The following is a 3,032-nucleotide window of genomic DNA, read 5'->3' as shown; positions in this document are numbered from 1 at the left end:
GGCATGGCGCTCTTCCCCGCGTGGATCATGGCCTGGGTCTGCATCGCGGGACTCGGGCTGGGCGGGAGCCTCTTGCTCTCCTTGGCATACATCAGCCTGCGCTCGGCCACGCCGACGCAAGCCTCGTCGCTATCCGGCATGGCGCAGAGCCTGGGGTACCTGATCGCAGCCGCCGGTCCCGTGATCTGCGGGTTCCTGCGCGACTGGACGGCCAGCTGGCTGCCCGTCCTGGTCCTCATGATCGTCACGGCTGCCGTGCAGGCCTGGGTCGCTTACGGCGCGGGCCGCCCTCGCACGGTGGGCGACCCCGAACCGCACGCCTAGGCCGGCTCCGCGTCGGCCGAGGCGGGGCCGCGCCGCGCGGCAATCAGGGCCAGCAATTTCTCGACATCCACCGGCTTGGTGAGGTAATCGTCAAAACCGTGGGCCAGCGCTTCCTCCTGCCCGAAGGCCGCGCTGCGCCCCGTCACGGCAATCAGGGTAACCGGTTGCAAGTGCGCGATGTCCCGCATCATGGTGGCGACTTCCAGCCCATTGGGAGAAGGCATGTCGATGTCCAGGATCATCACGTGCGGGCGCCAGGCCAAGGCGACTTCCATGGCTGCCGACCCGCCCCCGACAAACTTGACCTCGTGATATCGGCTGCACGCCTCGGCCAGGGCCTCGGCTGCGCTGACGTAGTTGTCCACCACCAATACCCGGCAAGACGCATTCTGTCCCACCTCGTTCTCCTCTCCATCCCGCAGGCCGCCAGCGCCCTGCACGCCCAACAGGTCGGCGCACTGCCCCCGGCTCAAGCCGATCGCAGCTTTCATTGCGCCGCCCCGTGCGGCGCACGCTCGCCGGGCTCCCCTTCATCCGCAAGAAACAGGCTCAAGGCGACCGGCTCGACTGTTTCGCCCGGCACCGCCGGCGCGGTGGCGACGAACCGCCGCAGCGAGCCATAGGCCAGTTTGGCCGCCACGTCTTGCAGGAGTTTTTCCGCCGTCAGGAACCCTGTTGCCTCGATGTCGTCCCATAGCAGGCGATAGGCCAGCTCGCCGCGGGCCAGCGAGATCGCACCAATCCTCGCCAGCTTACCGGCATCATCCTCGGCATAAATGTGATAGCCCGATATGCACAGCCTAAAGCGGCGAGGCTGCGTGCTCCCGCGCCCTGGATCATCCAACATGCGCTTCTCCGTGTCGTAGCGAGTGCTGGATAGCAAGTCACGTACCCGGCCTAATCGCGCCCCGACGGCAACTGGTCAAGTCTACAGAAAGCGTCTATAACGACGGAGAGCGCGACGACCTGCGTCGCATTGCGTTTCGCCGTGCGATTGCCATGAAACCCGTCATGAAACACCTCCTTCAGTACGCGCGCCAGCTCCGGCAGCGCCGCTTGGCCGCGTTCGAACTTTCGTTGAGCCGCGCCGACAGCCTCGACCCCTACGACGTCGAACTGCGACAGCTCACGCTGAACTACGGTCACTCGCCCGAAGTCGACGCGCGCGCGCTGCGGCGCCGGCTGGCCGAGCTGGAATATGACGATGAAGGCTGATGCAGTCCAAGCGACCTCTCCTTTGAATAAAATCGAATCCTCGCGACACCGCCCTGTCCACGAGGTCGCATCCCGGATGAACTCAACATGAAGAAGCTCTTCGTCGCCCTCCCGACCTTGCTTGCACTCTGCGCCTGTGCAGGCAGCCCCTCTGCGTGGCGCAAGGAGAGCGCGCTGCCCGAACAACTCGAACGCGATCGCATCCAGTGCGAGCGCCAGGCCCGCCTCAGCGTGCCCGGGACGAGCACCCCTTCGCTGCGCGGCATCAACGCCGGCGCAGGCTCGGGAGTCAGCGACGGCCTGGCCAATGCTGAACGGCAGATGGGCCTGGCCAACGACTGCATGCGCGCCAAAGGCTACACCCTGCGTTAACGGCCCCGGCGCGGCCGGCCATGCCCTGCTCGTCCAAAATGTGGCATGATTGCGCGGAGCCCGCTCCGGGCCCCATCCTCCGGAGGAACGCCATGCTGTCTCTGCTCGGAACCCTGCTGGTTGGCCTGATCGTGGGTTTGCTCGCACGTGCAATCAAACCCGGCAACGACAGCATGGGATGGATCATGACCATCGTGCTCGGCGTCGCAGGGTCGCTCGTGGCCGGCTATGCAGGCCGCGCCCTCGGCTGGTACGAACCCGGCGAAGCCGCCGGCTGGATCGCTTCCGTCATAGGCGCCATCGTCCTGCTCGTGATCTACGGCATGATCACCAAGAAAAAATCCGCCTGACTCCGGCGCGCCAATTGCGCATGGCCGCGGCCGCTTGCGCTGCGCCCCCCTTGTCAGCCATCGGGCGTGCAAACGCGGATCCGATGGCCGTCCGGATCCAGGGCCACGAACGTCAGGCCGAACACCGCATGGTGCGGCGGCTGCTCGATAGCCACGCCCAGCGCATGCCAGCGTTCGTACAGGGCCAATACCTGCTCGTCGCCGGGCACCAAGAACGTAATTTCCGCGCGGTGTCCCGAGCCACCCGACACGAAGTCCCGGGCCTTGCTCGACCATAGCCCGAGATGCCATCCCTGCGCCGACTCGAAGGCAGCATAAGTGGGATATACCGCCGCGGGCGGCTGCTCGAACAACGCCTCATAAAACCGTGCGCTCGCGGGCGGATCTTCAACGTACAGCAGCATCAGGTTGGGCATCGGCATGGAATCGCCTCCAAGCATCTCGACGTCCCAGGATAGCTTGGCCCACTGTCAGGAATTGTCAGGATGATGAGGTGAACCTGCTCCGGGCACCCGCAGAGGCCGAGGCAACGCACCGTTACGGCTCCGAGTACTTCCCGCGGACGGCTCGACACTAACAAATCTCTCTTTTGGGCTGATCGAAATATGTTGTTTCTCCACTCCATCTGACCCTTGCTACAGTAGCCACGACCAAAAAATATGCCAGGGCCGCGTGTCAGGCGACACCGTAAATTGACCCCCTAGCGACACGAGGAACTGACCCCCTCGTTCGCAAGGAGGCCATCGTTGGAAACGAAGCACATTGAGGTAG

General features: G+C 64.8%; 6 protein-coding genes and 1 pseudogene. 4 read left to right on the top strand and 3 right to left on the bottom strand.

Features of this window, described 5'->3' with window-relative positions; genetic code table 11:
• Positions 1-324, top strand: a pseudogene (locus IRZ12_RS16890) (MFS transporter); the annotation flags it as partial.
• Here IRZ12_RS16890 and IRZ12_RS16885 read toward each other — a convergent pair.
• Both IRZ12_RS16885 and IRZ12_RS16880 read right to left on the bottom strand, forming a co-directional pair.
• On the bottom strand, positions 321-815 hold the full coding sequence (locus IRZ12_RS16885) for a response regulator (protein WP_296471043.1): 495 nt from the start codon (positions 813-815) through the stop codon (positions 321-323). The pseudogene IRZ12_RS16890 and the gene IRZ12_RS16885 overlap by 4 nt on opposite strands.
• Positions 812-1,171, bottom strand: a complete 360-nt coding sequence (locus tag IRZ12_RS16880; RefSeq protein WP_296471038.1) for a hypothetical protein — start codon at positions 1,169-1,171, stop codon at positions 812-814. The genes IRZ12_RS16885 and IRZ12_RS16880 overlap by 4 nt, the downstream gene beginning before the upstream one ends.
• Before the next feature lie 164 nt (positions 1,172-1,335).
• On the opposite strand from IRZ12_RS16880, the gene IRZ12_RS16875 reads away from it, so the two are divergent.
• The 3 genes from IRZ12_RS16875 (at position 1,336) to IRZ12_RS16865 (ending at position 2,261) form a co-directional block, all read left to right on the top strand.
• Positions 1,336-1,539 carry a hypothetical protein gene (locus tag IRZ12_RS16875; RefSeq protein WP_296471035.1) on the top strand — a complete coding sequence of 68 codons (204 nt, stop codon included), beginning with the start codon at positions 1,336-1,338 and terminating at the stop codon, positions 1,537-1,539.
• 87 nt (positions 1,540-1,626) lie between these two features.
• Complete coding sequence (locus tag IRZ12_RS16870) at positions 1,627-1,911, top strand: hypothetical protein (RefSeq protein ID WP_296471030.1); 285 nt, start codon at positions 1,627-1,629, stop codon at positions 1,909-1,911.
• Positions 1,912-2,003: 92 nt separating this feature from the next.
• On the top strand, positions 2,004-2,261 hold the full coding sequence (locus IRZ12_RS16865; RefSeq protein WP_296471027.1) for a GlsB/YeaQ/YmgE family stress response membrane protein: 258 nt from the start codon (positions 2,004-2,006) through the stop codon (positions 2,259-2,261).
• 53 nt (positions 2,262-2,314) lie between these two features.
• Here IRZ12_RS16865 and IRZ12_RS16860 read toward each other — a convergent pair whose 3' ends face one another.
• Complete coding sequence (locus IRZ12_RS16860; protein ID WP_296471025.1) at positions 2,315-2,683, bottom strand: VOC family protein; 369 nt, start codon at positions 2,681-2,683, stop codon at positions 2,315-2,317.
• Positions 2,684-3,032: the final 349 nt, after the last annotated feature.

The sequence above is a fragment of the Pigmentiphaga sp. genome (assembly GCF_019689535.1).
Classification (GTDB): Bacteria; Pseudomonadota; Gammaproteobacteria; order Burkholderiales; family Burkholderiaceae_B; genus Pigmentiphaga.
The sequence above is the reverse complement of the archived record's forward strand: the minus strand, read 5'-3'. Positions and strand labels throughout refer to the sequence as shown.